This is a genomic window from Paenibacillus sinopodophylli (assembly GCF_005930355.1).
GTDB classification, from domain to species: Bacteria; Bacillota; Bacilli; order Paenibacillales; family Paenibacillaceae; genus Pristimantibacillus; species Pristimantibacillus sinopodophylli.
The window spans coordinates 103,818-128,412 of sequence record NZ_VDBO01000003.1 but is presented as its reverse complement, the minus strand read 5'-3'; the positions used below and the strand labels follow the sequence as shown (position 1 = coordinate 128,412).

Sequence of the window (24,595 nt, the reverse complement as noted above, 5' to 3'; positions counted from 1 at the left end):
TCGTTTGAAAGATAGGCAGCAAGCATCAGGTAGATAAGTAATCTATTTATGCTTGTAAGCTCAGCCCTTGAGAATACAGGGGAAAGCCGGGGAGGCAGCATGAGCGTGAATAATGAGCTTTATGAAAACGTACAGACCTACAACGGTATGACCGGATTGTTTTCGATTATTATCGTTATTCTGAGTATAATACTCGTTTGGTTTGTCGTGCAGGAGATTAAGTGGGAAACCTTTTTCAAGTTTCCTCGCAGTCCGAAAGCCCGCATGTTTCAAGTGTTTGTTGCCATTATTATGGGGCATTTATTGGCTAAGTTTATATTGGAATATTGGGGTTATACGGTGCTGCTCAAAAGCTTTGTCGAATAACAAATGCGAAACATGTCAAGAATGGGTAATACATGACGGACTCAAAAAGCTGCAGGCATACGAATAGATATCCATTAGGGTCTAATTTTAAATATAGGAAAGTATATACTTTCGCCATCCTTTCTCTATATTTCTCGGAATGAAGCGCGCCGCCAAAGAATGGAGACAGTCGTTTCACCTTGTATGAGAAACTTATGTTCAGCTCAAATGAAAGCCGTTTATGTGGAAAAAGGTCATAAATTGCCGAGGGAATCATGTACAAAAAATGTCCTTAAATTAACGCTTGTCGATTCATGTAGTTGAGTGATAAGATGAAGTTTGGGTAAATTGAGTTATTCCAGAAAATACACGAATAGGTAATAGAAATTGCAGTTCGCGGAGGGAACCATAAGATGACCAAAATTATCGTCCGCGGAGGCCAGCGTTTGAAGGGAACGGTCCGTGTTAGCGGAGCAAAAAATGCAGTACTCCCCATTTTAGCGGCCTCATTATTAGCGACAGAAGGAGACAGCGTCATCCATGACGTACCCCTCCTCGACGACGTTATGACGATTCAGAAGGTGTTAGCCTCTTTAGGCGCACAATTATCCTATAACAATGAAACGATGCGCATTACCGCGCAAGCCATTACGTCATTTGAAGCTCCTTATGAGCTCATTCGTAAAATGCGTGCATCCTTCCTCGTCATGGGGCCGCTTCTTGGCCGTATTGGCAAGGTGAGAATTTCACTGCCTGGAGGCTGTGCAATCGGTACACGTCCGATCGATCAGCATTTGAAGGGCTTTGAAGCGATGGGTGCAGAAATAACGTTAGGCCATGGGTTTATTGAAGCCAGCGTAAAAACGCGTCTGAAGGGTGCCAAAATTTATTTGGACGTAGCGAGTGTCGGAGCAACGGAAAATATTATGATGGCGGCAGCATTGGCTGATGGCACAACCATTCTTGAGAATGCAGCCAAGGAACCGGAAATTGTAGATTTGGCTAATTATATTAATGCAATGGGCGGTAAGGTTCGCGGTGCAGGTACAGGCGTTATTCGTATCGAAGGCGTGGATCACATGTATGGCGCTGTTCATCATGTTATTCCTGACCGTGTTGAAGCGGGTACATATATGATTGCTGCTGCTATTACGGGCGGCGACGTATTCGTGGAAGGCGCTATTGCAGACCATCTGACTCCGGTTATTTCTAAGCTTCAAGAAATGGGCGTGGAGATTACCGAAAGCGACAACGGTATTCGCGTACAAGCGGGACCTGTACTGAAGTCAGTCGATGTTAAGACGCTGCCGCATCCTGGTTTTCCAACCGATATGCAGTCGCAGATGATGGCGCTGCTGCTCGTTTCAGAAGGCACAAGCGTAGTGACGGAAACGGTATTCGAGAACCGATTCATGCACGTTGATGAGTTCCAGAAAATGAACGCTCAAATAAAAGTCGATGGACGCACAGCTATCGTTAGCGGTGGGCTGCCGCTTACAGGTGCTAAAGTATGCGCAACTGATTTGCGCGCAGGAGCCGCGCTGATTTGCGCAGCATTACGTGCAGAAGGCGAGACGGAACTTACCGGACTGCATCACGTTGATCGTGGTTATGTCGATATTACGGGCAAGCTTGCCGCGCTAGGAGCGGATATTTACCGTATCGAGACAGTTGCTGAGAATGCTTTGGATGTGGCGACAAGCCATCAGGAGTCAGTCGTTACCCGATCATCTAAACCAGCTAAGGAATTGGCTGCAGCAGCTGCTAGTACAGTTGCAGCATCGTCTGAAGGAGAAGCTGCTGTTTCTTACATGCGTGAGAAGGAAGTAGCTGTTCTTAAGATTCAACCGACCTGGGCTTAGGGTCAAGGCAAACACAATGAAGAAGCTGTTTCAAACAAGCTGTAATGAGCTTATTTGAAACAGCTTCTTTTTTTGAAATATAGGAAAGGATATGATTTCGCCATCCTTTCACTATATTTCTCGGAATGAAACACACGCAGCCTGAGGACGGCTACTGCCGTTTCGCCTTGCCGATCCATGCTATCTATCCTCAGCTTGATCCGAGCATAATTATCTAGCTATAGATTGATTATGCTGCGAATTTAGCTATACTTAATGGGACTATATGCTATGGATGTTTGTTCTTTTTAATGGTTGTAGTCATGATTGTATCATGCCAGGTTCTTGTGATTCTTGTCTTCAAAATATACCGGCTCCATTGGTTTTCTAAACTGCAAATGGGTCCCCATTCATATGAATATCGGATGTGATGTAAGCGTATGCAGACGCATTGCCTAGTTGTTTTTCCAGTAGTTATGCAAGGCTCCATTAAATAAGTAGAAAGGGATGATTGATTTATCTTATATACAAGAGAAAATGCGGATGCATTTGTTGCTCAGCGTAAGTATTTATTAAAGGATGAATATCGGCTTAATTATCATCTCATAAGCGAGTTTGGCTGGATGAATGATCCAAACGGATTTATCTATTACAATGGGGAATATCATATGTTCTATCAGTATTATCCGTACCAACCCGTATGGGGCCCAATGCACTGGGGACACGCGGTGAGTCCGGATCTTATGACGTGGAAGCATCTGCCGGTTGCTCTAGCACCAGATCAGACCTATGATCGCGATGGCTGCTTCTCGGGCAGCGCTTTCGAGCGCGATGGCAGGCTATATTTGATGTATACCGGCCATATCGTAACAGGGACGGATAATGATTACCGCCAAAATCAAAATATAGCAGTATCCGAGGATGGTATCCATTTCGAGAAACTGGCTGCCAATCCGGTCATCCGTACGGAGCAAATCCCCGCAGGCGTAAGCCAAAAGGATTTCCGTGATCCCAAGGTGTTCGAACGTGACGGCGCATATTATGTGGTGCTAGGCTCTAATGATGGGCATGGCAGTGGATTGATTTTATTATATCGTTCCTTTGATTTAGTGGATTGGAATTTCATCGGTGAAATCGCCCGTAGTGACGGAAAGCTTGGCGATAACTGGGAATGCCCGGATTTATTTGAGCTGGACGGTCATGATGTGCTTGTAATGTCGCCGCAGCGTATGCCTGCACAAGGAGATGACTATCATAATGTACACTCCACTACATATATGATAGGACGCTTGGATATTCTGCAAAGCACCTTTAGCTACGATCGTTATGAGCCTGTCGACTATGGTTTTGATTATTATGCTCCGCAGACGACGACCGACGAGAGAGGTAGACGCATTATTATGGCATGGATGGAGACGTGGGAAACTGAGATTCCGACGCAGCTTGGTCACTATTGGGCTGGTGCCATGACACTGCCTCGCGAAGTTGTTTTACAAGGAGAGTCGTTAGTATTCAAGCCGCTGGAGGAAACGAAGGCCTACCGAAAGAATGGTTATGAGACAAGCGATATTGTTTTATCAGGTATTAAAGATATGGATGTCAGTGGGGATTGCTATGAGCTCGAGGTCGTTTTCAAGGCGGATCAAGCAGAGGAGTTTGGCTTGAAGCTAAGGGTGTACGGCGAGGAAGAGACGGTGCTATCCTATCGGCAGGCAGAGGAGAAATTCCGATTTAACCGTGATAAGTCTGGTATCGGCCTTGGCGGTGAGCGTAGAACTAGGATAGCGATGAAGGATGGATTGCTCGCGTTGAATATTTTTGTGGATAAATCCTCTGTTGAGGTATTTATTCAAGGCGGCGAGAAGGTTATGACCAGCAGAATTTACCCAAGTACCCGTTCGCTTGGCATTCAAACGTATAGCGATGGGGTATGTACGATTGTATCGTTTAAGAAATGGGACATGATGAAATAGGAGGGTTTGCATTGTCAAAGCTGTATACGATTGGTGAAGCGTTGATCGATTTCATTCCGGATACTAGGGGGACGGAATTGAAGGATGTGGTCTCGTTTAGGAAGGAAGCTGGCGGCGCTCCAGCTAACGTAGCCTGCGCAGTGGCGAAGCTAGGCGGGAGCAGTGCATTTATAGGCAAGCTGGGATCGGATGCCTTCGGCGACTTTTTAGTGGAGACGCTCGCTGCCGTCAATGTCGATACGCGCTTCGTACTGCGGACTGGCGAAGCGAATACGGCGCTCGCATTCGTCAGCTTAAAGGCAGACGGAGATCGGGATTTTTCATTTTATCGGAATCCTAGTGCGGATATGCTGCTTACAGAGGACGAAATCGACGAGGCTTGGTTTCACGAAGGAGATATTTTGCATTATTGTTCCGTGGATCTCATCGAGGCACCAGTCAAATATGCACACATCAAAGCCATTACGGCTATGAAAGCGGCTGGCGGGCTTATTAGCTTCGATCCGAATGTTAGATTGCCGCTATGGGCAGACCATGAGCAATGCAGGCAGACCATTCTTTCGTTTATTCCTCGAAGTCATTTGGTCAAAATCAGCTCGGATGAGCTTGCTTTTATTACCGGCATTACGGACGAGCAGGAGGCAATCTCCTCTTTGTTTGTAGGCGATGTGCTGGCGGTGGTCTACACCAAAGGATCGGAAGGAGCGGTATGGTATACGCGTGAATACGAGGTATCTATTCCAGGCCAGAAGGTAGCGGTGATCGATACAACGGGAGCGGGAGATGCTTTTGTAGGTGCCCTGCTGTATCAGCTCCAAAGAAACAAAGGCTACCTGGAGCACATAGATGCAAGTCAAGCTGAGCGAATCGTGGCATTTGCCAATGCTGCTGCTGCGCTGACAACGACTAGGGAAGGCGCGATTTCGTCGCTTCCACTGTTAGCAGAGCTTCCTGTGCTGGCTTAATAACTATCATTTCGGCAGGGCTTCTTCTCCCGTTTGGGAGGGGGAGCCTTGTTTTTTTGAAATATAGGAAAATATATATTTTCAAATTTATGTCAATTTCTGCGCGAAACATTAGCTTAGCCGCCAGAGGACGGCTTCAATTGTTTACGCTTGAAGTGCCGGCTTGTTCATCTTCCGTTCATGTTAGAGTGCTATATTCTAACTTACTTAGACTAATGGAGGGTGGATGTAAGCGAATGAAGAAATGGACGATAGGAATTAGCATCATCATCATTTTGGCGGCTGCAGGTGCAGGGGCCTATTATTTTTATTTTGCAAAAGACGAGGCAGCAGTGGGAGCAACGCCAACATCGCAAACGGTAGCCGCCACAAAAGGTTCGATCTTGAAGCAAATCAGCGGTACAGGTTCCGTTGCCGCGAATTCGCGTGAAACGGTAACAGCAGGAAAAAGCGGTACAATCGCAACAGTAAACGTCAAGGTTGGGGATAAAATTAAAGCCGGTCAAGTGCTCGTTACGTTTGAAGCGGCTGAAGATAATGAAGATAAAATAAGTTCAATTGAAAAGAGCATAACGAAGCTCAAGACTTCCATTGAGGGCTATCAGGAGAGCTACAAGGAAGCAACGGGAACGGAGAAGGAGGAGGAAACAAAGAAGTCTCTCCAGAAGGAGATGGAGGCTGCGAACGTAGAGATCGCCGACTACAACGATCAATTGCAAGATATATATGAAGAGCAAGCGAAAGAAGAAAAGGTCGTTGCCGCTTCTATTGACGGTGAGATTACAGAAATGGATATCGAGGTCGGTGATGAGGTTAATGCGAATACAACAGTGGCTGCGATCGTGGATTATACGGAGCTTGAATTTGTCACGTCTGTTGACGAGCTTGATATTGCAATGGTTGAGGTGGGACAAGCCGTCAATTTGTCATTGAGCGCCATCACGGATCGAACAATTGAAGCGACCGTTTCTGAAATTGCGAAGGAAGGTACCTCGAGCAATGGTTCTTCCGCTTTTGAAGTGAATATTTTGATTAATGATATCACGGGAGTAAAGGCAGGCATGTCTGGTGAAGCTGCCATCACGATTGCTTCTAAGGAAAATGTCGTACTTGTCCCGGTTAATGCGGTCGTAGAGATGGGGACAAGATCATTTGTCCGTATTCCTAGCGAAAACGGTGAAGCGTCAGCGGGAACCAGCGGTCAGCAGGGTTCTGCGCCAGCAGGCCAAGAGGGCGGAACGTCTGAAGGACGCTGGCAAGGCGGCCAAGGTACGGGTATGGCAGCGGGTGGACAGCAAAGCGGTCAAGGGACAGGTGCGGTTGCAGGCGGTCAGCAAGGCGGCCAAGGTACGGGTATGGCAGAGGGCGGTCAGCAAAGCGGTCAAGGGACAGGTGCGGTTGCAGGCGGTCTGCAAGGCGGCCGAGGTACGGGTATGGCAGCGGGTGGACAGCAAGGTGGCCAAGGGACAGGCGCGGCTGCAAGCGGAGAAGCTGGTGCAACCGCAGGCGGAGGCATGGCAGCGGGCGGTCGAACAGGCGGAGGAAGGATGATGGGTGGTCTTGAAGGCCAGATGGTTGAAGTGACAACTGGCCTCAGCGATGAGAATTTTGTTGAAATCGTATCAGGATTGGCAGAAGGTGACAACGTACTTGTTCCTATCGCACAGGGTACAGCAGGGATGGGTTCAGAAACGGAATCCTTCACACAGCAAGGCGGCTTCCCAGGCGGAGGTATGGGTTTCCCTAGCGGTGGAGGCGGAATGGGAATGGGCGGTACAGGCGGAGGCGGCGGTACGCGGGCTGCGACCGGCGGTGGAACACGATGAGCATGCATACGAATGCCCCTTTAATTGAAATGTCTAATGTTACGAAGTTTTATATGATGGCTCGTGAGAAGACGACCGTGCTGCATGAGGTATCGCTTAAGGTTGCACATGGTGATTTTCTAGCTATCGTAGGTCCTTCTGGATCAGGCAAATCAACACTCATGAACATTATTGGCTGTCTCGATCTGCCTTCCGAAGGCAGCTACAAGCTGGAGGGGATGGAAGTAACCGGGCAAAGCGACAATAAACTGGCGGAAATGCGCAACAAAAAGATTGGCTTTATCTTTCAAGGCTATCACCTGCTTCCCAAGCTGACGGCGCTGGAGAATTGCGAGCTTCCTCTTATTTACAGAGGCTTACCAGGCAAGGAGCGGAGAATGCGAGCGATGGATGCGCTGGAGCGAGTAGGACTTGGGCAGCGGATGCACCATCGTCAGAACGAGCTTTCCGGCGGACAACAGCAACGGGTTGCCATCGCACGGGCATTAGCGACGAATCCGCCTATGCTGCTGGCAGATGAACCTACAGGGGCGTTGGATTCGAAGACGGGTATGGAAGTGCTCAGTATGATGGAGGAGCTGAACCGAACGGGCCAGACGATCGTATTGATTACCCATGACATGGAAGTCGCGAAACGGGCTAGCCGTACAGTTATTATTAGGGACGGGGTGCTGACTGAGCATGTCCGGGAGAGGAGGGACGGCGATGAAACTTACACAGGGCCTCAAGATGGCAGTCAAGAGCGTATTGTCCAACAAGCTTAGAACCATTCTGTCTATGCTTGGGATCTTGATTGGCGTTGCAACGGTTATCGCGCTTGTGGCGATGGGGAAGGCATCCTCTAATGAAGTGGCGGAGCAGGTATCGTCTCTAGGCAGCCCGAACTCACTCTCCGTTACGATTCTAGGCCGCGGTACGGTTACGACGCTGTCTGTCGATGAAGCGAATGAGCTTGGTGACGTGTCAAACATAGCCGGTGTTGCTCCTGTTACAAGTGCGACCGGTTATGCGAAGTATGGGAAGACGGAAGTATCTGTAACGGTAGAGGGGATTACTGCAGCTTATGAAGAGGTGAAGGATTTCCCTGTGCAGGATGGGAGGTATATTGCTTCTCCTGATATCAAGAACAATACAAAGGTAGCGCTGATTGGAGTAGATACTGCAACTGATCTCTTTGAAGATGAGGGAGAGGACCCGTCTGCCGCAGTCGGTAAAAAAATTACGATAAACGGCTACCAGTTTACCATTGTCGGTTTGCTTGAATCCCAAGGCAGCTCGCTTACAGGCTCAAACGATGAGAAAATATTGATTCCCGTTACGACGGCTCAAAAAATATTTCAAACTAAAGGTGTTTCTACGATTAATCTAACTGTTACGGATACAGAGTTAATGGCTAGGACGGTTACTGCAATTGAAGCTGTTCTCTATGAGAAATTCCGGGGCAACGAGAATGCATACCGTGTGCTTAATCAAGAGGAAGCGATGAAGACACTTAATTCGGTAAATGAGACGATGAACAGACAGCTGATTTATGTAGCGATTATATCGTTGATCGTCGGCGGTATTGGCATCATGAATATTATGCTCGTATCGGTAACGGAGCGAACGAGAGAGATTGGAATTCGAAAGTCTCTTGGAGCGAAGAAACGGGATATCCTGTTCCAGTTTCTAGTGGAGGCCGTATGCATAAGCGGCCTTGGCGGTGCGCTCGGCATTGGGCTTGGCTATATTGCTTCTGTCATCATTGGAGTAGTGATGCAGACGGAGACGGAAGTTCCGATAGATACCGTATGGCTGGCGTTCGCATTCTCAGCGCTGGTTGGTGTCGTATTTGGTTATTTGCCAGCTAATAAGGCGGCGGGACTGCGGCCTGTTGACGCGCTTCGCCATGATTAGACGTTAACGGTTCTACCCTATCATTTACGCTCATAGAATGAACCATCAGGATTGGTTTAAGAGAGAGCGGACTAGAAGCTTTCTATTCCTATTCTCTCTTGCCTGCCAAAGTGGAAGGAGAGCTTATGAAGCGGAGGATAGGTAGAATTTCAATTGTTACGTTAATCGGTCGTTTACGAACAAGTCGGTGGGCGGCTTTATTTGCGATTGGCGCTATGTTAGGTGCTTCCGCGCTCTTAGTGAAGCTTTCTTTGCTTGAGCTGAGAGCGGCTCATGCCACGCAGGATGTCGCTGCTTCGACCGCACAGGTTGGTACGGAAACGGTTCAGGCTGCTTCTAAGCCAGATGAGGTCACAGGGCATCAGACGGATTCCGATGAAGTAGTACCGCTGAAACCTAGTGCAGCAGAAAGCAGTGACCGGCACTCGGAAGAGCTTGAAGCAATGGACAGGCTGATCATTCGCATCTATTTGGCAAAAGAAAAGCGCATAGAGAGCGTGCCTCTAGAAACGTATGTGCGAGGTGTTGTAGCTGCTGAGATGCCGATCAACTTTGAGCTTGAGGCGCTAAAGGCGCAGGCGATTGCTGCGCGGACGTATATGATGAGAAGAATCGTTCACGATGATGACAGCGGAGTGCCGATAGATGGTGCTGATGTGACAGATACCGTCCAGCATCAGGTGTATATTCCTCTTGCCGAGCTGGCGAAGAAGTGGCCTGCAGCGGATCAGAAAGCGAACATGAAGAAGCTGGACGCAGTTATCGCACAAACAAGGGGAAAGATCATTACCTACAAAGGCGATCCGATAGAAGCGGCCTTCTTCTCAACCAGCAATGGATATACTGAAAATTCAGAAGACTATTGGAGTCAGGAAATACCTTATCTTCGAAGTGTGGCAAGTCCGTGGGATGAAGCGATATCTCCCAAATACGAAGAAACCATTACATTTAAACTGGAAGATTTCTATAGCAGGCTGGGGATGCAGGGTAAGTCCTCAGTCAAATCAACTATACGAATTATAGAGAAATCGGAAGGCAAGCGAATTAGTAAGATTAGGATAGGAGGCATGACCTTCACAGGGCGGGAAGTAAGAGAGAAACTCGGCCTAGCCTCTTCTCAATTCACGTGGAGAATGAAAAAAGGTGCGATATCTATTACAACCTATGGATACGGTCATGGCGTTGGTATGAGTCAATGGGGAGCGAATGGCATGGCGAAGTCAGGCGCAAGCGACGATGAGATCCTAGCACATTACTATTCTAGCGTTCAAGTAGAGCAGGCTTCCAAATGGGCAGCTGTGCTTGCTAGCCGGCTCTAAAGGAATCTTTCAATATTTCATAATACCTCACGTATAAACCTAGCAGATCTGGCAACAATGGCTAGTGAGGTGATAGAAAATGAATGATCAAAATCAAGGTAAACCGAAGCAAAGACCAGAAGAAACTCCCAAAACGAATCTGGGAGGAGCGTCTGCCGCCAAATCTAGCAGTGGATGGAAGAACCTTTTTGCAAAGCGATGGGTATCTCCAGCAATCTTCATGGCCGCGGCAGCAATTATTGTAACCTTAATGTGGATCTATCAGGGAACGGATACAACGAGTCCTACAACAGGTAAAGCCGATCCTACTGAAGTTTCGCAAGAAGGTACGACTGAAACGCAAGGTAAAGGCGAAGAAGCAGCCCCGGTTATTGCAGGCAATGAGTCGTTCCAGTGGCCAGTAGCTGACATCAAAGCGCTGAACGTGGAGCTGCCGTTCTACGATGAGAAGGCGTCTGATGAGGAGCGCGAGGCAGCGCTCGTTCAAATCGGGGACACGTTCTCTCCGCATTTGGGTGTTGACTTCGTTGACCCAAGCGGGAAAACCTTCGATGTACATGCATCTCTTTCCGGCAAAGTCACTTATGTGAAGACGGAGCCGACAAATGGGAATGTCATTGAGATTACGCATGAAGGTGGTTTGGTTACCGTGTACCAGAGCGTTACTGATATTGCCGTTCAAGAAGGCGACGATGTAACGCAGGGCACGGTCATTGCTAAAGCGGGCCGGAATGACCTCGAACGGGATCTTGGTATTCACCTCCATTATGAAACAAGAAATAATGGGAAGCCGATTAATCCGAGTTCATTGATTGCGGAGTAAGAAGCGAACGAAATAGGACTTTAGACGTACAGGCGGGGAACAATTCCCTGCCTGTTTTACGTTTTTATGAAAATTTTTTCACATTCCGGCCTGTCAGGCTTGACCACAACGAATATATACTGGGCCTACTCATATAATGTACCAAACTATCTCGAGTAGGGAGGCGGGAACGTGCACGATTACATTAAGGAGCGAACCATTAAAATAGGCCGCTGTATCGTGGAAACGAAGCACACGGTGCGGACGATCGCGAAAGAGTTCGGTGTATCCAAAAGCACGGTGCACAAGGACTTGACTGAGCGGCTTCCTGAAATAAACCCCGATTTAGCCGATCAGGTAAAGCACATTCTCGAGTACCACAAATCGATTCGGCATTTGAGAGGGGGAGAAGCGACCAAGATTAAGTATAAGAAAACTAGCACGAAGAAGCGGGAAGTGCTCGCTGCTGGAAAGTTATGAAGTTTTTTCTCGAATTATAGAGGAAATTTGTCTTTTTTGGCGAATAATAAACGTTAGCGGTTTCTGTGTCAAGGGAACTAAACGTACGTTATGTAATTATTATTCGTTGGGGGACTTAAGCCTTATGTTGAGCAAGGATATTGGGATTGATCTAGGTACAGCCAATGTTTCTATTCATGTGAAAGGTAGAGGCGTTGTGCTGGATGAGCCTTCAGTAGTAGCGATTGAAAGCGATACGAAGAATGTGCTCGCTGTTGGTGAGGAAGCGCATCGTATGGTTGGCCGGACACCAGGCAATATTATCGCAATTCGTCCGCTTAGGGATGGAGTTATTGCCGATTTTGAGATTACAGAAATTATGTTAAAGGCATTTATTGATCGTGTTGAGGGACGGAAATGGTTTAGCCGTCCCCGTATTCTTATTTGCGCGCCGACGAATATCACGTCAGTCGAGCAAAAGGCTATTCGTGAAGCTGCTGAACGCAGCGGCGCAAAAGAAGTATTTCTTGAGGATGAGCCGAAAGCTGCTGCTATCGGGGCAGGAATGGATATTTTCCAGCCTAGCGGCAATATGGTTGTTGATATTGGCGGAGGAACGACGGACGTAGCTGTTCTATCGATGGGCGACGTCGTAACCTCCTCCTCTATTAAGGTTGCAGGGGACAAGTTCAACGATGCGATCATGAAGTTTATTAAAAATAAGTACAAGCTGCTTATTGGCGAGAGAACAAGTGAGGACATTAAGATCAAGATTGGTACAGTAATCGAAGGCGGTAAGCAGGAGGAAATTGACATTCGTGGCCGTGACATGGTATCTGGTCTGCCGCTCACGCTTACGATCCGTTCAGGTGAAGTTCGCGAAGCGTTGTGGGATTCCGTTATGTCTATCGTTTCGGCAGCTAAAGCTGTGCTGGAGCGGACACCGCCGGAGTTGTCAGCTGACATTATTGACCGTGGTGTTATTCTAACGGGCGGTGGCGCTCTGCTAGGTGGTTTGGATGCGCTTCTTGCGGAGGAATTGAAGGTGCCGGTGTTGATCGCAGAGGATCCGATGCACTGCGTTGTGAAGGGAACGGGCATTCTGCTTGATAATTTGGACAAGCTCGGGAAGAAGCGAAGATAACAAGCGGCCTGGCCACATACATTTGCGCGGGTAGGGAGCCTTTGGGGGGCGCAGCCGAGGCGTAAATGGGTCATAGGTCGCATGACAAGCTATTCAGGCAGCGTTGCTTCCAACCGATAACATATATAGTAGGTTCGTTTGGAAGCATTCGGGGAGGTAACAGCGATGTTAAGAGGCTTGTATACGGCTGCGTCGGGTATGATTTCCCAGCAGCGCAGACATGATACGGTAACGAATAATATTTCGAATATAAATACGCCTGGATATAAACAGACGAATGCGGTAACTCGTTCGTTTCCAGAAGTGATGCTGTCATTAACGGGAGCGGGACAAGAGAATTACAAGCAAATCGGTAAATTGACGAACGGCGTTTTTGCAGAAGAAAGCTTGTCTATTCATTTGCAAGGTGATCTCACGCAAACGAACAACTCGTCTGACTTTGCGCTTATTTCCAACATTGAAGTAGACGGTATGTCATTCGATGCATCAGGCAAAAGCGTGGGAGCGGATGGAGAGGTGACGTATCAGCCGCAGGCGTTCTTTACTTTGCAGGATCAGAACGGTGAAACTCGCTACACGCGCGGAGGTAAATTCACCTTGACTGAGGAAGGCTTCCTAATGGGGAGTGACGGCTCAAGTGTGCTTGGTACGAACGGACAGCCTATCCAAATGCCTGCCGGTGTTGGATTGGAACGATTGATATTGACGAACGATCAGCGTTTTGTTGATACAGACGGTCAGGATATTGGCGTTCAACTGCTCATAAGCCGTGTAGATAATCCGAATACGCTTGTTCGTGACGGAAACGGAAGCTTCCGCCTGGCGGAAGAAGACGGCCAAGCTGTGGCTATCGCGCAAGGAGAGCGCGTTGAAGTTAGACAGGGCTACGTAGAGCGCTCGAATGTTGATGCTGCGCAAGCTGCGGTTGATTTGATGTCAGCGCTTCGCGCCTATGAAGCAAACCAAAAAGTCATTCAATTCTATGATCAAAGCTTGAGCAAGGCAGTCAATGACGTAGGTCGCGTATAACAACAGGTTGAAGCAGCGGAGGTGCACGAAACATGAACAGTTCAATGATTAACGCGATGGTATCGATGAACGGACTCCAGCAGAAGCTGGATCTTCTAGCTGATAATATTGCGAATGTGAATACGGTTGGGTACAAACGGAAGGAAGCGACCTTTGAGGATTTGCTGACGAACATGAGAACGCAACCTGAAGCTTTCAGTCAGCCAGGACGTAAAACGCCGATGGACTTCACGCAAGGCTGGGGTTCTCGCATGACGATGGTTCAGCCGAATTTATCCCAAGGTCCGATGCAAGGTACGAACAAGGACACGGATCTCGCCATCGAAGGCAATGCGCTGTTCGAGGTGCAAGTTGACGAAGCTGGTAACCGTGCCTATACGCGTAACGGGGCGTTTCAGTTGACGGTCAACGGAAACGGTGATACGATTCTGGCAACGGAAGACGGATACCCGGTTGTGGCTAATGTGACAGATCCATTGACTGGAAACGTGGTAGAAGGCAATATTATCGTACCACAGGGCTATAGTCTTCGCGTTAATCCGGATGGGACGGTTCTAGGGGTATCCTCTGATCGTACGATTTCGCTTGGCAGCATTAAGCTGCTTCAAGCATCCCGCCCGGCGGCATTGACTGCGGTCTCTGATAATCTGTTTGTTGTCGCAAACGGCATTGACGCTGGCGATGTCGTACAGGAAATCGTACCGGATTCGGTGAATAGCATCGTCCTCCGTCAAGGCTATTTGGAGCAATCCAATGTCGAGCTGACGGATGAGATGACGGAGCTAATTAATGTGCAGCGCGCGTATCAATTGGCAGCTAGAGCGTTATCGTCAAGCGATACGATGATGAGCCTGACGAACGGGCTTCGCGCATAAGGATAGGATGATGTTGATGAGTATGGCCGATGAACGAATGAACCGCGAGGACAGTGGGTTCAAGAGTACAGCGGAAGAGGGCAGATCCGGCAGGAAGAAGCGTGAGACGCGGGCGAAGGCGGATAAAGGCTCAAATAAAAAACAAAGGTCCAAATGGCTAAGCGTGCTGCTGTGGATTTTACGCAAAAGCATCGTTCCCATTATCATGGTTATAATGCTTGTGGCAGGTCTCTATATTGGTTATGTCGTAATAGGCAAGCAAGAAGAGACAGATGTGTTTAGTTGGGCAACATGGCAGCATCTCTATGATCTCGTATTTGCTGATACCTAATAATAAAGGTCATCCCGTTATCACTTTCTGGGATGGCTTTTTTGTTATTGCGGCTGCTAAAGAAATAAGGTCCATTCCCTAGTCGCTAAGTCATGACTGGGAGTGGACCTTATTTTCTATTTAACGGTTACACGTATGGTGACGCTCTTGCCTGCATAAGTAGCTTTAATGGACGCTGTGCCTTTGCCGACGGCGACGATTTTACCGCCTACTACAGTAGCGACACTTGCTTTGGAGGAAACCCAAACCGCACTGTCTGTAACGTTGGCTGGGCTGCCGGTTGTGAAATTAGCCTGCAGCTTGGCAGCATAGGTTCCGCCTACGCTAAGCTGTACGGATTTGCTCGATAGAAGCAGTGACTTCAGCTTAGCAACTACAACAACGGGAACAACAACACTTTTTCCTTGGTAAGAGCCTGAAATTTTGGTTGTTCCAACTGAAACGCCTTTAACAGAGGTGCTGCTAACGGTTGCAATTGCTGCGTTGCCGACTTCCCAGTTCATCTTAGAGCCTAGTGAAACTTGTTTGCCACTTTTGTAATAGCCGGTCACTTTCACCGATTTGCTCTTGCCTGGATAAAGGTCAATCGTTACGGGATCGACGACCAGCTTAACGATTTCTTCTTCGACCTTCACCTTCACAGATACGCTTTTGGTTAGGTATGTGGCGGTTAATGTAAGGGTAGCAACATCCAAGCCCTTCATCGTTGTTTCTTTTAAAACAATATCCTCTGAGGTCGTTTTCCATTTGACTCTGCTAGAGATATCCTCTTCTTCACCGTCCTCGTTAATAACTTTAACGGTAGGGAGCGATGTTTCTTTTCCTAAAATAATACTTAGATCCTTCACGTCAGCAACTAGCTTCAGTGGCTTCACATGAACAGTAAGCTTTACTTCTGTTTTATAGCCTTGCAAGGAAGCGGTCAGCACAGAATCACCGAGTGCTTTAGCTGTCCATTTCCCATCTGCAATCGTTGCGACCTTCTCATTTGCGGAAGACCATTCTACGATTTTGGAGACGTCTACTTTCGTTCCATCAAAGGTCGTTGCCGTTACTACTGGAAGTTCCCCACTGATGTCTTTGTAGCCGTCAATCGTTTCACTCTCAACACTTAGTGCATAAATGCTAGGATAGACCGTAATATCGATGCTGCGGCTAACGCCTTTATAGTTTGCTGTAATTTTGGTTGTGCCTACTGCCTTTGGCGTTACTTTTCCTTTATCTACAGTAGCGACTATAACGTTCGACGACGTCCATTCCGCTGTTGTTGTTACATTCTCTTTGTCATTCGAGTTGTTCAGAACCTCAGCTTGGATATGAAGATCTGGGGCTTGAAGCAGCATGTGGTATTCTTTCTCCGGCGACAGCTTGATCGATTGATAAGCTGTACGTACGACAACATCGACCGTTGTCGACACGCCTTTGTAAGAGACATTAATTGTCGTTTTGCCTGCGCTTACGGCTGTTACGACACCTTTTTTGACTGTTATGATCTTCTCGTTCGCGCTGACCCATTTGGCTGTATCTGTTACCGGTTCAACTGCTCCGCCTGTTTTAGGCGCAACGGAGGCTGTTAGTTTCACATCATCACTGCCAATGTCAATCTGCAATAGATTGCTGGAGAGGACTTGATCTAACGTGATCGACTTGTACGGTGAAGTGACATTGAGTGTAGTGCTAGCTGATTTTCCCTTAAGCTTAGCTGTGATAGTCGTTGTACCGACACCCAGTAAAGTAATAACACCATCATCTACAGTTGCAACCATGGAGTTCGAGGTTGACCACGCTGCGTCGTCCGTAACGTCACGAGTTGTAGATCCTTTTGTTCCATTCAAAGTAAATGCCAGCGCCTGACCGATTTCAATGTCCTTCGATGCAGGTGCATTTTTTCCATCGTTCTGTATAAGCGTAATGGAATCATACACATAATCAGAAGTTGCTTTAATCGAAATGGTAAAGCCTTTATAAGTAGCGCTTATCGTCGCGGTTCCCTTGCCAACGCCGGTTAATACGCCATTCTCTACTTTTACGAGTGAAGTGTTTGAAGATTTCCATGTGACATCCGAAGTAACTGCCTTCTTGTTGGATAGGCCAGAAACGTTAGCAAATACGGTTAAATTAACTTTGTCATCTTCTACGAATGTTTTTAGTGACGATGTGCTGTTGTCGTAATCGTCCGAATCATAAGAAAATTCGATGCTAGTTACCGTATCATCAGCTGCATGCGCCACACCTACTGCTGAGGTCATAATCATGGCAAATGCAAGCATGACTGAAAGCCACCTGCGAGTTTCTTTGAACGACATGTTAAAGCGTAAACTTAAATTCACTACATCCCTGTCCTTTCTTGGTTAAAGTAAATGTTATTCTATTAATAACGGAAACCTGAGGGGGAAAATGAATAACAAAGGGAAAAACTGTTATTTTAATTTTGTAAACTTGCGGAAGATTAAACCGTATTAAAGGAAGCCGAGCGCTTGTATTGCAGGGAAGGTTTTATTTTTGTGGGAGGTAGTTGTATAATAGTTGGGAACCATGATGGACGGCCAGTAACAGGTAGAGGAGCGTGGAAATTTGAATCTGCCGAATCTCTTAACATCATTACGTTTTATATTGATCCCCGTCTACATAGCGGTGTTCATAAAGGGCCACATGATTCCTGCCTTTCTGATTATGGTTGCTGCGGGCGTTACCGACATTCTAGACGGTTATATTGCGCGTAGAAATGGCCAAGTTACCACGCTTGGCATGATGCTTGATCCACTTGCCGATAAACTTATGCTCATCACCGTTATCGTATCGTTGCTCATCTCCGGCCATATTTCCTTGGCGGCGGCAGCAGCGATGTTTTTGCGCGACTTGGGCATGATAGCTGGAGGAATGTTTTTTCACTTTCGGGGGAAGAAGACCGTTCCAGCCAATTGGATGGGGAAGCTCACAACGGTGCTGTTCTATGCGGCTATTATGCTCATTTTCTTTGAAGCGCCTCATGCGCATTCCTATTTATGGGCGGTTATTGCATTCTCATTCGTAACATCTATTGTCTATATCGCCATGTTCAAATCATTGAATAAGCCGCTGACAGAAACGCCCGCTGGACATTCGTAAACTTCTGAGGCACCTACATAGCATAAGCGGGCGATTTAAACAGTAATAGCTCGCATTAATCATGAATAAGGAATGCAGAAGTGCGATCTTATTTATGCCTTATTGACCAAGCGTAAACGGCTAAGCCGTCCTCTGGCGGCTATATTCGCGTTTCGCGTAGACGTATAGAGAAAGTATATGCAAATTCGTAAACTTTCCTATACGTGAACAAAGAGGCTTGGCGGAGGACACTTCGGGTCCAAGCAGCCAAGCCTCTTATCTTAACCTTCATAAACTGCAGTTTTATGATGGATATGTATAGTGTCGTACATTTCGACGCTTTTTATACTACCTAACAACGAAAGGGGCTTTTTTTACCATGTTGGACATTAACCAAATTCAAGAAATTATTCCTCACCGCCCTCCATTTCTACTGATTGATCGGATTCTAGAGGTGGAGCCGGGTGTACGGGCTGTCGGACTTAAAAACGTGACGATGAACGAACCCTATTTCGTAGGACATTTTCCGGGATATCCAGTTATGCCTGGCGTACTAATCGTCGAAGCGCTCGCGCAGGTAGGTACGGTTGCGATGCTGATGATTGAAGCGAACAAAGGCAAGCTCGGCTTTTTTGCGGGGATTGATGGCTTCAGGTTCCGCGGCCAAGTGAAACCAGGGGATACGCTGACGCTGGAAGTACAGATTACGCGCCTGAAGGGCTCGATTGGAAAAGGACAAGGCACCGCCAGAGTGGGCGATCAAATCGTTGCCGAAGGCGAGCTTATGTTTGCGTTATCTAATCCTTCATAAAAAATAAAATTTTTGGATGAAAGAGGCTGAAACCTATGACTGAATCAACGAACGCTAACGTAATTGAAAAATATGAGGCTTGGCTTAATGATCCGCTTATCGATGATGCAACAAAGGGAGAGCTTCGCGGCATTGCAGGCGACGAGAAGGAATTGACTGATCGCTTCTATCGCGACCTTGAGTTTGGTACAGGAGGTCTGCGCGGGGTGATGGGCGCAGGAACGAACCGTTTAAACGCTTATACGGTTGGGAAAGCAACACAAGGACTTGCGAACTGGCTGCTTGCCGAAGCTAAAGCGGGGGAACAGGCTCCATCGGTAGTCATTGCACATGATTCTCGCAATTACTCACCTGAGTTCGCGCTAGACGCTGCGCTAGTGCTTGCAGGCAATGGCATTACAACTTATTTGTTCACAGCACTGCGTCCTACACCGCAGCTTTCCTTCGCTGTTCGCTCACTCAAGGCTTCTAGCGGCATAGTCATAACGGCAAGTCATAACCCTCCTGAATACAACGGATACAAAGCTTACGGCGCAGACGGTTGCCAGCTAATTCCTGAAGAGGCGGAGCAAGTGATTGCCGCGATTGGCCGTATTGCAGGTTTTGACGAAGTGAACAGACTCTCTCGCGAGGAAGCGGAAGCCAAGGGGCTGCTGCGCTGGCTAGGCGACGAGGCTGATCAACAGTTCATTGATACAGTTGTTGCACAGAGCTTGAATGGCGATCTGATAAAAGGCGAGATCGGCGAGAAGTTCAGCGTCGTATTTACCCCACTGCATGGAACAGGTAACATGCCAGTGCGTGAGGTACTGAAGAAGGTCGGCTTTAAGAACGTTCATATCGTACCGGAGCAGGAGCAGCCAGATGGCTATTTCAGTACGGTCAAATCGCCTAATCCAGAAGAGCGGGAAGCATTCACGCTTGCGATTAAGCTTGCTCAACAGGTGAATGCTGATATTATTATCGGCACAGATCCCGATGCAGACCGGATGGGCGCGGTTGTAAAAAATAATGTGGGCGAATATGTAGTCCTTACCGGAAACCAGTCTGGCGCACTGATGGTGCATTACGTGCTCGGTCAACTCAAGGAACGCGGCCAACTTCCACATAATGGCGTTGTTATCAAAACAATCGTAACCAGTGAGCTTGGTGCTGACGTTGCCCGTTCATTCGGCGTTTCAGTAGAAAACACACTTACGGGCTTCAAATATATTGGGGAAAAAATGACAAACTATGAACAAACGGGTGAGCACTCCTTTTTGTTCGGCTATGAAGAAAGCTATGGTTATTTGACTGGTACTTACGCACGAGATAAGGATGCGATCGTTGCTTCGTTATTGATTGCTGAAGCAGCGGCATATTATAGCAGCCAAGGGAAAACATTGTACGATGTTTTACTTGAGCTGTATGCAGAGTTCGGCTTCTATTTGGAAGGCTTGGAGTCTCGTACACTCAAGGGATTTGACGGTGTTCAAAAAATCGGAGCGATTATGGATGATTGGCGCCTTAATCCGCCAGTAGAAATCGGTGGAGTTAAAGTAGAGCAAGTGCTGGATTATGCAAAAGGCCATGATGGCCTACGCCCTGAGAATGTATTGAAATATTTGCGTGAGGACGGCTCTTGGTTCTGCTTGCGTCCTTCGGGAACTGAGCCCAAAATCAAGGTTTATTTTGCAGTGAAAGGCGAGTCGAAAGAATCCGCTGCTGCTGCGCTGGAAACGTTGAAAGCCTCTGTAATGGAACGGGTAGACCGTAGCGAATAGAACGAAAAACAACCTGTTTAGGACGGAGGAATGACGTGTTTTTACGTTGGCAGCAATGGAATCGGCGCGCAAGATTTGTACTTTGGATTATTGCACTATTAGGGGTGGCGGCAGCAATGCCGCTCGGCGCTGTTCGAATGGAAATGGAAAAGTCGTCTAAGCAAGTGGAGTATGTGTTTGATTACCGCGATATTATTGAGGTAGCCGAGCGTCAGGCAAGGCCACAGGCTTTCTTGCAAGAGAAGCTTGCGATGCTGAAAGAGGCGGGCATTACAACGATGGCTGTATATGAGAGCTCACTCAAGGAGCTTCAGCTATCCGGTAGGCTGACTTTCTACAGCTCGCGAGATGCTGCACTGCTGCAGAGCAAGTTCGAGCAAGCTGGTCAGAACTTTACTTATATTTTGTTTAACGGTCCTAAAGAAGAAGAAATGATCGGTCCAATCGTACGTGAGGCGCTTGATCGTTCTGAGGCTGTTTATAGTGATTGGTCATATGGTGGACGCAACGGAATCGTTGTCGAGATTCCAATTGCAGAAGCGATTATGAAAACGATGGATTTCGATCCAATGTCCTTACAGGAGATTCATAATGCAGGCCTAGGTATACTTCCGCGGTTCTCCGATCGTGTGAAGCCTTACGATCAAGCTGCAACGGATGCAGTGCTTGCGAATTTGAAATCATACGGGGTTAATCGCATTTTATTCGATGGGGATAAGGTGAAGGGTGCTTCGGATCAAGCGATGGATAACAGTTTGTATCAGTTCGGAGAACTGCTGAATAAATATGATCTCGGCCTTGCGACTATTGAAAATTTGAAAAAACCTCAAGAAGGCATAAATAAATTAGCATATATTACAAATTATAATGTAGTCAGACTCTACTCCTTGTCTGAGAATGACGGAATGACCATGTCCCCAGAGGCGATTGCTGATCGTTTCCTCTTAGCGGCGAAGGATCGCAACATTCGTATGTTCTTCTTGAACGGAACTGCTCAATCAAATACGGACAAAGCCAAAATCGTCCAATCCTTGGACAGGCTTGCTGAAGCGCTCAGTGAAAAGAATGGTATTATCGAGAGGCTCACAGAGGCTGGCTTTGCGTCAGGCACGCCAAAAGCATTCGATTATGAGCAGCCATCTTGGAATAAACCGGTTAGAGCCATTGTTGCTGCAGGTGCAATTGCGTTAATTGCATTGTTAATCGGTGCTTTCATTCCTGGCGTGTACATTCCGGTATTTATTATTGGATTGTTCGGCAGCGCAGGTTTGTATAAGCTGAACAGCTCCATTATGGAGCAGGGTCTAGCTTTAGGAGCAGCTATTGCTGCACCGACGCTTGCTCTCGTGTGGGTAATGAACCGGATCTATTCTCGGACGGTCGGCGAACGCCGAGTGCTTGGAGGCAAGGATTGGTCGATTGGCCGGAGCAAACAAGGCAACACACCTCAGCAGCCTGGGGCTGTATATGACAATGTCAACCGGATGAAATGGATATTCCCGGCCTTGTCTATCGGTCGGCGTTTTGGATTAGCACTCAATTGGTTCATTGCAGCGACACTCATATCGCTGACAGCCGTTCCTATTGTATTCGGCTTATTGAATAACATTACTTATAATTTGGTGCTGGAGCAATTCCGCGGTGTAAGCTTGCTGCATCTGGCTCCCATTGCACTGGTTGCCGTTTATGTGCTTCTATACAATGGTCAACTGTCTGTAGGCAAATTGAAGCAGCTTCTCTCAAAGCCGATTACGCTTACTTGGATTATTCTTGCGGGTGTAATTGGCATTATCGGTTATTATTATTTGTCTCGGACAGGGAATGGCGGACAAGTAACCTCGCTGGAGCTGGTTATTAGACATTTCCTAGAGTCCAACTTCGGCGTTAGACCGCGGTTTAAAGAGTTTTTGCTAGCGCATCCGCTGCTGCTGCTAGGTCTTTTCCTATCGCTTCGCTATCGTGCTGCATGGCTTCTTATTATTATTGGATCGATTGGACAGCTTTCAATGGTCGACACATTTGCTCACCTTCATACACCGCTCTATATTTCAGCGATTCGCGTACTGCTTGGCTTGGGTACAGGAATGATAATAGGCTGTATTTTGATTGTGGCATGGCAGCTAGTGGAAGGAGCAATTCGTAAATGGGCACCGGCAATCATTCGCAAGTTCGTCGCTTAGTCATTTCGGGCTATTACGGCTTTCACAACAGCGGTGATGAAGCAGTACTTCGTTCGATATTGCTAGCTTTAGAAGAACAGGGCACAGCACAAGGCATTAAGATTGAGCCAATTGTATTGTCTGCCGACCCAGCCTGGACAAGCAGCATGTACAGTGTGGAGAGTGTTCGCCGCATGCATCCGTCTGATCTGTGGAACGCATTGAAGAGCAGCGACGGTTTGATTAGCGGTGGAGGCAGCTTGCTGCAGGATGCGACCGGAACGAAAACCATTCCGTATTACACGGGAGTGATGAAGCTGGCGCAGCTGCTCGGCAAACCTACCTTTGCTTATTCGCAAGGCATCGGTCCTGTTAACCGTCGCTGGATGGATCCTCTCATTCGTAACGTCATGAGACGAAGCGCTTATGTATCGGTGCGTGATGCCGAATCTGCTGCACTGCTTGAACGAATAGGGGTGCAAGCGGATAAGATTGATATCGTACCTGATCCTGTTATGGGACTGCCACTCCCCAGCGGTTCACAGACATCCGCGGGGGGACAAGCAGTTTCAGAGCCGCCGCTGGTCGGCGTATCGCTGCGCCATTGGCGCAGCGACGGCGCCGATCTGGCCCGCGTCGCCGAAGCGCTAGTCGCGCTGTCGAAGCGCATGCCCGTCCGGCTGCGCTTCCTGCCGTTCCACACCCCCTCCGACACGCAAGCGTCGGAGCAGGTGATGGAACGGCTGCGCGGCCGGCTCGGCAACGGTTCCACCGCCGAGCTCGCCGCGCCAGAGGGCGACCCCCAGCAAATGCTGCTGGAGGTCAGCAAGTGCGACGCTTTGCTCGGCATGCGCCTCCATGCGCTCATCTATGCTGCCGGCCAAATGGTGCCGATGCTTGGCCTGTCTTACGACCCAAAGATCGATCAGTTTCTTAATCGATTAGGACTGAGGGCAATCGGCTCCACGGAACAGCTTGATCCGGAGACATTCGCGCAAGAGGCAAGCGTGCTTTTGAGCGATAAATCGGGCTGGCAAGCGAGACATAAGCCAGCAATCGACTTATTAAAACAACAATCGCAAAAACCGGCGCAACAAATTATTCACTTATTGCGTCATACTTTATCGAGGTGAGTTCCTCTTGTCGAAACAACTACCCACTGTGCCCATTTACGGCATACCATTCTCTAAGGCGAGCATGGACGAAACAGTTTACTATTTAACAGAAGCGATTGAGGGAAGACGGGTAACGCATGTCATTACCGCAAATCCAATCATGATTATGTCAGCAGTAGAGAATGCGTCTTACAGTGCCATGATTCGGCGGGCCGACCTAATCGTGCCCGATGGAGCAGGAGTCGTATGGGCGGCCAAGTACGTTGGCAACCCAGTTGCTGAGCGAGTAACGGGCTTTGACCTCATGCATCGCTTGTTTGAGCAAGGGGAGAAGCGAAGGTGGAAGGCTTATCTACTTGGTACTTCGCAAGAGGTTATTGAGGCGGCGGCCGAGAAGCTGCAGCTTCAATATCCACAGGTGAAAATTGTTGGTTATCGGAACGGTTTTTTTGGACCGGAGCAGGACGAAGAAGTGGTTGAGGAAATTCGCAATGCAGCGCCTGACTTATTATTTGTTGCACGCGGAGCGGATACGCAGGAACCATGGATCGTGAAATACAAGCAAAAGCTCGGCGTGCCGCTAATTATGGGCGTCGGCGGCAGCTTTGACGTCGTTTCAGGCAAGCTAAAGCGAGCTCCGATGATCTTTCAGAAGCTTCGTATGGAGTGGTTCTACCGCTTGGCTCAAGAGCCAAAACGATACAAAAGAATGCTTGTTTTGCCGAAATTCGTAGTGAAAGTGCTTCGCGACAAAGAAAACGTAACAAAACCTCGGATTACACCATGAAATTCTCGTTAAAATCGGCTAAATTGGTTGAAAACGGGGTTGGAGTTTCTTTTCCAATCGGAGTATAA

Annotated in this window: 21 protein-coding genes; 20 read left to right on the top strand and 1 reads right to left on the bottom strand. The window is 47.9% G+C overall.

All coding sequences use genetic code 11. The features are described from left to right. Positions 1-99: 99 nt before the first annotated feature. The 14 genes from FGT79_RS15495 (at position 100) to FGT79_RS15430 (ending at position 14,805) form a co-directional block, all read left to right on the top strand. The gene (locus FGT79_RS15495) at positions 100-366 is read left to right on the top strand and encodes a DUF1146 family protein (RefSeq protein ID WP_138753733.1); all 267 of its coding nucleotides are present in this window, start codon (positions 100-102) and stop codon (positions 364-366) included. Positions 367-758: 392 nt separating this feature from the next. After that, positions 759-2,207, top strand: coding sequence for a UDP-N-acetylglucosamine 1-carboxyvinyltransferase (gene murA, locus FGT79_RS15490; protein ID WP_138753732.1), 1,449 nt, complete (start codon positions 759-761; stop codon positions 2,205-2,207). Positions 2,208-2,704: 497 nt separating this feature from the next. Beyond that, positions 2,705-4,159 carry a glycoside hydrolase family 32 protein gene (locus FGT79_RS15485; protein ID WP_138753731.1) on the top strand — a complete coding sequence of 485 codons (1,455 nt, stop codon included), beginning with the start codon at positions 2,705-2,707 and terminating at the stop codon, positions 4,157-4,159. A gap of 11 nt (positions 4,160-4,170) precedes the next feature. Beyond that, complete coding sequence (locus FGT79_RS15480) at positions 4,171-5,124, top strand: carbohydrate kinase family protein (protein WP_138753730.1); 954 nt, start codon at positions 4,171-4,173, stop codon at positions 5,122-5,124. Positions 5,125-5,360: 236 nt separating this feature from the next. Then, positions 5,361-6,950 carry an efflux RND transporter periplasmic adaptor subunit gene (locus FGT79_RS15475; RefSeq protein ID WP_171056265.1) on the top strand — a complete coding sequence of 530 codons (1,590 nt, stop codon included), beginning with the start codon at positions 5,361-5,363 and terminating at the stop codon, positions 6,948-6,950. Next, entirely contained in the window at positions 6,947-7,714 is a 768-nt protein-coding gene (locus FGT79_RS15470) for an ABC transporter ATP-binding protein (protein ID WP_425465018.1), read from the top strand. The genes FGT79_RS15475 and FGT79_RS15470 overlap by 4 nt, the downstream gene beginning before the upstream one ends. Then, complete coding sequence (locus FGT79_RS15465; protein ID WP_138753728.1) at positions 7,656-8,846, top strand: ABC transporter permease; 1,191 nt, start codon at positions 7,656-7,658, stop codon at positions 8,844-8,846. The genes FGT79_RS15470 and FGT79_RS15465 overlap by 59 nt, the downstream gene beginning before the upstream one ends. Positions 8,847-8,971: 125 nt before the next feature. Then, a complete protein-coding gene (spoIID, locus tag FGT79_RS15460) occupies positions 8,972-10,165 on the top strand; it encodes a stage II sporulation protein D (protein ID WP_246096453.1) in 1,194 nt (397 codons plus the stop codon). 79 nt (positions 10,166-10,244) lie between these two features. Beyond that, the gene (locus tag FGT79_RS15455) at positions 10,245-10,988 is read left to right on the top strand and encodes a M23 family metallopeptidase (protein ID WP_138753727.1); all 744 of its coding nucleotides are present in this window, start codon (positions 10,245-10,247) and stop codon (positions 10,986-10,988) included. A gap of 171 nt (positions 10,989-11,159) precedes the next feature. After that, a complete protein-coding gene (gene spoIIID / locus FGT79_RS15450; protein ID WP_053373789.1) occupies positions 11,160-11,447 on the top strand; it encodes a sporulation transcriptional regulator SpoIIID in 288 nt (95 codons plus the stop codon). Between the two features lie 124 nt (positions 11,448-11,571). Continuing rightward, a complete protein-coding gene (gene mreB / locus FGT79_RS15445; RefSeq protein WP_138753726.1) occupies positions 11,572-12,570 on the top strand; it encodes a rod shape-determining protein MreB in 999 nt (332 codons plus the stop codon). Positions 12,571-12,735: 165 nt separating this feature from the next. Next, positions 12,736-13,599, top strand: a complete 864-nt coding sequence (locus FGT79_RS15440; RefSeq protein ID WP_138753725.1) for a flagellar hook-basal body protein — start codon at positions 12,736-12,738, stop codon at positions 13,597-13,599. A 32-nt stretch (positions 13,600-13,631) separates the two neighbouring features. Next, positions 13,632-14,474 carry a flagellar hook-basal body protein gene (locus tag FGT79_RS15435; protein WP_138753724.1) on the top strand — a complete coding sequence of 281 codons (843 nt, stop codon included), beginning with the start codon at positions 13,632-13,634 and terminating at the stop codon, positions 14,472-14,474. A 16-nt stretch (positions 14,475-14,490) separates the two neighbouring features. Continuing rightward, a complete protein-coding gene (locus FGT79_RS15430) occupies positions 14,491-14,805 on the top strand; it encodes a DNA-directed RNA polymerase subunit beta (protein WP_171056264.1) in 315 nt (104 codons plus the stop codon). Positions 14,806-14,921: 116 nt separating this feature from the next. On the opposite strand, the gene FGT79_RS15425 is transcribed toward FGT79_RS15430, so the two are convergent. After that, on the bottom strand, positions 14,922-17,075 hold the full coding sequence (locus tag FGT79_RS15425; protein WP_138753722.1) for an Ig-like domain-containing protein: 2,154 nt from the start codon (positions 17,073-17,075) through the stop codon (positions 14,922-14,924). A gap of 304 nt (positions 17,076-17,379) precedes the next feature. Between FGT79_RS15425 and FGT79_RS15420 the strand changes: the two genes are divergently transcribed. From FGT79_RS15420 to FGT79_RS15395, 6 genes are all read left to right on the top strand, one after another. After that, on the top strand, positions 17,380-17,913 hold the full coding sequence (locus FGT79_RS15420) for a CDP-alcohol phosphatidyltransferase family protein (RefSeq protein ID WP_138753721.1): 534 nt from the start codon (positions 17,380-17,382) through the stop codon (positions 17,911-17,913). Positions 17,914-18,271: 358 nt separating this feature from the next. Beyond that, positions 18,272-18,703 carry a 3-hydroxyacyl-ACP dehydratase FabZ gene (gene fabZ / locus FGT79_RS15415; protein ID WP_138753720.1) on the top strand — a complete coding sequence of 144 codons (432 nt, stop codon included), beginning with the start codon at positions 18,272-18,274 and terminating at the stop codon, positions 18,701-18,703. Positions 18,704-18,738: 35 nt separating this feature from the next. Next, a complete protein-coding gene (locus FGT79_RS15410) occupies positions 18,739-20,466 on the top strand; it encodes a phospho-sugar mutase (RefSeq protein ID WP_138753719.1) in 1,728 nt (575 codons plus the stop codon). A gap of 35 nt (positions 20,467-20,501) precedes the next feature. After that, positions 20,502-22,646, top strand: coding sequence for a DUF5693 family protein (locus FGT79_RS15405; protein ID WP_138753718.1), 2,145 nt, complete (start codon positions 20,502-20,504; stop codon positions 22,644-22,646). Then, positions 22,610-23,758 (top strand): polysaccharide pyruvyl transferase CsaB, encoded by a 1,149-nt coding sequence (gene csaB / locus FGT79_RS15400; RefSeq protein ID WP_138753717.1) that lies wholly within the window; start codon positions 22,610-22,612, stop codon positions 23,756-23,758. Before FGT79_RS15405 ends, csaB begins: the two co-directional genes overlap by 37 nt. Positions 23,759-23,822: 64 nt before the next feature. Beyond that, positions 23,823-24,527 carry a WecB/TagA/CpsF family glycosyltransferase gene (locus FGT79_RS15395; RefSeq protein WP_138754041.1) on the top strand — a complete coding sequence of 235 codons (705 nt, stop codon included), beginning with the start codon at positions 23,823-23,825 and terminating at the stop codon, positions 24,525-24,527. Positions 24,528-24,595 lie beyond the last annotated feature (68 nt).